We start from the raw sequence: 5,189 nt of genomic DNA, 5'->3' as shown, positions 1-5,189 counted from the left end.
ATGGCAGAGATCAAGGTGACCGTGGCCCGGGTCGTGACGGCCGCGCCGGCCACCGTCATCGAGGCGCTCGGCGACTACAAGGGCATCCGGGCCGAAACCTGGCCGGAAACGATCACGGACTACGAGGTACTGGAGGGCGGTACCGGCGCGGGCACCCGGATCCGCTACCGGCTGCACGCGACCCGCCGCCGCATCCGCAACGTCGAGGCGGTCGTGTCCGCACCCGAACCCGGTCGCAGCCTGGCTGAAGCCGACCAGAACTCCTCCCTGCGGACCGTGTGGACGGTGCAGCCGGCGGGCTCGGGGACGACCCGGGTGTCGGTGGAGACGAGCTGGGCCGGTGCGAGCGGCATCGGCGGATTCTTCGAACGCACCTTCGCGCCGATCGGCATCCGCAGGCTGTACAACGGTGTCCTCGACAAGCTCGAGCCCCGGCTGGGCTGATCCACACAGCTGGTCCACACAGCTGATTCACGCGCTGCTTTGCGCAGGTGCTCGAAGTGGTCGGAGCATCGCGACATGGACGGCAGAGACGGCAGGAACGGGACGGCCGGTCGCAGGCTGCCGGCCCGAGGACTCGCCGGGCTCACCGGAGCGATCCCGGCGTTCGCATTCCCGGCACCGGGGGTGTGGGTACTCGGTTTCGTCGGGCTCGTACCGCTCATGCTGGTCGTCCGCATGGCGTCGACCAGGCGGGAGGCAGCCGTACGGGCCTGGTGGGGCGGCACCGGATTCTTCCTGGCGGCCTGCTACTGGCTGGCTCCGAACACCGGTCCGTTCCTGCTCATGATCACCGTGGTGCTGGGCGCGACCTGGACGCTGTGGGGGATCTCGGTCTGGACGGCCCTGCGCCAGCCCCCCTCGACGCGGACGCTCGCATGGGCGCTGCTGGTCGTGCCGTCGGCCTGGGTGGCCGGCGAGTTTCTCCGATCATGGCAGGGGCTCGGGGGGCCGTGGGCGCTGCTCGGCGCAAGTCAGTGGAACAGCCGGCCGGTGCTGGCGCTGGCCTCACTCGGCGGAGTGTGGTTGCTCAGCTTCGTGCTGGTCGCCGTCGGGCTGGCGCTGGCCGCGGCCGGGATCCCGGGCGCACCGGCCCGCAGACGGATCGTCGCGGGCCTGGCGGCAATCGGGATCGTCACCCTCGCCATCGGCGGTGCGGCGATACTGAGGTCCGCTCCCCCGGCGACCAGGACGCTGCGCCTGGGCGGCGCCCAGCCGGGCGTCATTCACGCCGTCGAACCGCGGTTCACCGCCAGCGAGACCGCCACCCGGCGTCTCGCTGGCACCGGTGTGGACCTGGTCGTCTGGGGTGAGAGCAGCGTCGGCTTCGACCTTGCCGACGATCCCGCCCACCTGGGCCGGATCGAGGCGGCGGCCCGCACGGTCGGCGCCGACATCCTGGTCAACACCGACGCCCGGCGAACCAGAACCCTTGGCACGACACATGATCCATCACGTCCGCATGGTTCATCGGATCCACGAGGCCAGTCGGGTTCGCCAGGCAACGGGATCTACAAGACGGCAGTTCTGATCGGCCCGGACGGGCCACACGGCCGCTACGACAAGATGCGGCTGGTACCGTTCGGCGAGTACATCCCACTGCGGCCGGTGTTCGGCTGGCTGACGTCGGTAACTGAAGCGGCCGCGGAGAACCGCCGAACGGGTCACCGGCTCACCGTCATGCAGACGGCGGGTGTGCGGTTCGGGACGTTGATCTGCTTCGAGTCGGCCTTTCCCGACCTGGGGCGCCGGCTCGCCCGGATGGGCGCGGAAATGATCGTCGTGCAGTCGGCGACGTCGACCTTCCAGGGCAGCTGGGCGCCCGACCAGCACGCGAGCCTCGCCGCGCTGCGCGCCGTCGAGTCGGGACGCCCGGTCGTGCACGCCACCCTCACCGGCGTTTCCGCCGTCTTCGACGCCTCCGGACGTGAACTCCTCCGTCTCGGCATCCACGAACGCGGCCCCTACCGCACCGACGTACCGCTAACGACCAGGCAGACCCTCTACGACCGGTTCGGAAACTGGGTCCCGACCGGTTCACTCATCGCGCTGTCCACCGCCGGCATCACCGCCGGGCTGCACGCCATACGGCGGTCACGACGCCTGAATGTTGATCAGATCGCCGGTGCGAGCTCGGTGAAGGCAGCCGACACCCGGCAGGGCAACGGATCGGTTGCCGAGCGAGTTACTGGAGCGGGTTGGTCCATTTCAGGTTGGGAAACCTGGCGAAGTCGGTGTCGTTGGAGTGCATCTCCCCTTGGTGCTCGATGGCATAGGCGGCTAGTTGGACGTCGGTGGTCAGATTTCCCGCGGTGCCGATTTCTGCGAGGAGCTCGAGGGCGATGCGCAGGTGTTCAGGACCTGGCACGAGAAGATCGACGTTGGGTTGCGCGAGCCAATCGTGCACGTACGCAACGGCATCGTTGACAGCCAGGGGCGACTGGAGTATCCGAGCATTTGTGGCAATCCGCAGGAAGCCGAACAAGGCGGGCTGAGTCAGGCCGACACGGGCGGGGCTGTTGATCGTTTGTTCCCACCACGCGTGCGCGCGGGGGTGCTGCGGGAAGCCGGAGATCACCGCGTAGAGCAGCAGGTTGACGTCAGGAACGATCATGAGCCACGCCGTGCGTTGTCGAGGATCGCCTCGTCTTCCAGCTCGTCGGCCAGTCGGTTGAACCCGGACGGATCGAAGCCCGGCCGTACGGCCGACTCGTGCGGCGTCAGGTGGTACGGCTCCTGCCGAGCGACGCGTGGCGCCAAGGCACGCCGCAGCGCGTCGTTGACGATCTGCTTCATCGGACGATGTTCGCGATGGATGGCCTCCTCGACCAGCCGAGCAACATCATCATCGAGAGTCAGGGTGGTCCGCATGTTGGACATCATGATGTCTTCAAATTGATGCGTCAAGATGCTTCCATGCTTCTGTTGGCGCCCGAAACTCGTCCGTAGGTCCTGACCATGGCTTCTGCATCATCTGCGTTATGCCCTGTCCCATCGGGACGTCGAAGAACCCCGCTCGGAAACCAAGTGCGCACGAGTCGTCGCCGCACGACGTCCCTGTCAAACGGGATGAGGTGATGCGGGCGGCCATCAACATCTTCTTTGACGAGAGCTCAGCCGGTCGAGTGTCGATGTGATCACGGCCCGGGCGAGCGTGTCCAGGCGGATACTCTACGATCACTTCGGGAACTGAGTCCCGGCCGGTTCGCTCATCGCGCTGTCCACCGCCGGCGTCACCGCCGGGCTGCACGCCATACGGTGGTCAGGTCGTCCACAAGGAGCACCGGTATGAACGATCAGGCTTCGCGCCGGGAGGCTCCGCGTCCCGGGACTCTGCATCCCGGGGTTCTGCGGCTTCCCTCGCCGGTCGAGGAGCTGGACGACGACCGGTTTGCCCGGCACGGGGTCCGGGTGCTACTCAAACGTGACGACCTCATCAGCCCGGCGATACCGGGCAACAAGTGGCGCAAACTGAAATACAATCTGGCGGACGTTTGGGGGGCGGGAACATCGACGGTACTGACCTTCGGCGGAGCGTTCTCCAACCATATCCGGGCGACAGCCGCGGCCGGAGAGCTTTTCGGTTTCACCACCATCGGTGTGATCCGCGGCGAGGAACATCCGCCGCTCAACTGGTCGCTCTCGGTCGCCGCCGCCCACGGGATGCAGCTGACATACCTGGACAGGTCAACGTATCGCCGGAAACACGAACCGGACGTGCTCGCCGACCTGCGGACTCGCTTCGGTGATTTCTTCCTGCTGCCGGAGGGCGGCAGCAACCCGGCCGGGGTCCGCGGCTGCGCCGAGATTCTCGGCGAGGTCGAGCCGCATGTCGACGTCGTCTGCTGCGGCTGCGGCTCGGGCGGCACCCTGGCCGGTATAGCGGCGAGCCTGCGGCCGGGCCAACAGGCCATCGGATTCTCCGCGCTGAAAGGCGGCCGGTTTCTCCGGGAGGTCGTCGGCGACCTCCAGCGCGCCACCTTCGGGCGGTCCACCAACAACTGGCGCATCGACTGCGACTTCCACTTCGGCGGTTTCGCGCGCAGACCACCGGATCTCCAGCGGTTCATCGACGATTTCGCCGGGCGCCACGGCATTGGCCTCGAGCCGGTGTACGTCGCGAAGATGATGTACGGCCTGTTCGACCTGGTGCGCCGCGGCACGATAAGGCCCGGTAGCACGGTCCTGGCCGTCATCACCGGGCCAGCCGACCATCCGGTAGCAGCCGGCCATCCGGTACAGGTCTGACGACAGAACCGGGCCCGGTCCACGACCAGCCGGTCCCCGACCTGAACATGGCCGGTCCACGGTCTGACCACGACTGCTCAACGAACACACGGCAACGGTGCGTCCCGGCAGCCCTACCGAGATACATACCTCTCATTGCTATGCGTCAACTTTCTTCTGGGTCATGCGACCATCCAGCAGGACCACCTCAGGAGCATCTGGGCACACCGATCCTGGTAATCCGGACCGCAAAGGACGACCATGGCGAACGACGGCGAGCAGCCGCTCATCGGGCGGGACGCCACGATGGCGCTGCTCGACAGACTGATCCGACGTCAGAGCCGACGTTGGATCCGAGGTCGAAGCCGTGAGCCGCTGCCGATCGTGATCCTGTACGGGCCCGGTGGCTCGGGCAAGACCACGGTCCTCGACGAGGTCAACAGACGCTGCCGGCACGTCGTCCCCATGTCTTGGGTGAACGTCGACACCAGCCGGACGCGCACCTGTGAGGGCATACTTTCCGCTGCCACGCAGAGATTCGAGCGCGGCCACCGGGAGTTCGGACGGGTCCGCTTCCCACGCTACGACCTCGTCCGGCTCGCCCTCAACGCACGGCAGACGGCACAACCTCAGGCGGCCCAGCCGGATTCGGCGGACCCCGCGGAGGCTGACAACCCCGGCCCGCCGGGGAACATGCCTGGCGACGCCAACGAGTTACTCCAGGAAATGCTCACCGGGTTCCGGCTGGCGATCAGTCTCCTGGCCAGTGCCGCCGATCAACTATCGGCGCCGCTTCCGCTCCTGGCCAAGCGCATCAGCCTGTTCCAACCGTTACTGCTCGGTCTTGTCCTTGTCCTGCCCTCCCCGATAAGGCGTCTGTTCGCGCCCCGGATCGGAATACGGCTGAGCTGGCTTGAGAAGACCGTCGGCGGCGAAATCTTCGGTTTACCCCCGGGCTACCG

At 67.1% G+C, this 5,189-nt stretch carries 5 protein-coding genes and 1 pseudogene; 4 read left to right on the top strand and 2 right to left on the bottom strand.

Annotated features, from left to right (window positions below):
* The coding region (locus DD1DGNOD_RS02400) for an SRPBCC family protein (protein WP_131769337.1) at window positions 1–444 on the top strand (444 nt) is incomplete at its 5' end.
* Between the two features lie 75 nt (window positions 445–519).
* Window positions 520–2,100 (top strand): annotated as a pseudogene (gene lnt, locus DD1DGNOD_RS02395) (apolipoprotein N-acyltransferase); the annotation flags it as partial.
* A gap of 85 nt (window positions 2,101–2,185) precedes the next feature.
* Here the strand turns inward: lnt and DD1DGNOD_RS30660 are convergent.
* Window positions 2,186–2,614, bottom strand: a complete 429-nt coding sequence (locus tag DD1DGNOD_RS30660) for a type II toxin-antitoxin system VapC family toxin (RefSeq protein WP_131764989.1) — start codon at window positions 2,612–2,614, stop codon at window positions 2,186–2,188.
* Complete coding sequence (locus DD1DGNOD_RS02385; protein ID WP_131769336.1) at window positions 2,611–2,871, bottom strand: antitoxin; 261 nt, start codon at window positions 2,869–2,871, stop codon at window positions 2,611–2,613. Before DD1DGNOD_RS02385 ends, DD1DGNOD_RS30660 begins: the two co-directional genes overlap by 4 nt.
* Before the next feature lie 417 nt (window positions 2,872–3,288).
* Between DD1DGNOD_RS02385 and DD1DGNOD_RS02380 the strand changes: the two genes are divergently transcribed.
* Together DD1DGNOD_RS02380 and DD1DGNOD_RS26425 are read left to right on the top strand one after the other, a co-directional pair.
* The gene (locus tag DD1DGNOD_RS02380) at window positions 3,289–4,248 is read left to right on the top strand and encodes a 1-aminocyclopropane-1-carboxylate deaminase/D-cysteine desulfhydrase (RefSeq protein ID WP_131764988.1); all 960 of its coding nucleotides are present in this window, start codon (window positions 3,289–3,291) and stop codon (window positions 4,246–4,248) included.
* 240 nt (window positions 4,249–4,488) lie between these two features.
* A partial coding sequence (locus DD1DGNOD_RS26425; RefSeq protein ID WP_165036356.1) for an ATP-binding protein occupies window positions 4,489–5,189 on the top strand: 701 nt, incomplete at its 3' end.

Origin of the sequence: Candidatus Protofrankia californiensis, from assembly GCF_900634765.1 — a bacterium.
GTDB classification, from domain to species: Bacteria; Actinomycetota; Actinomycetes; order Frankiales; family Frankiaceae; genus Protofrankia; species Protofrankia californiensis.
Note: the sequence above shows the minus strand (reverse complement) of the source record. Positions and strands in the feature narration are given on the sequence as shown.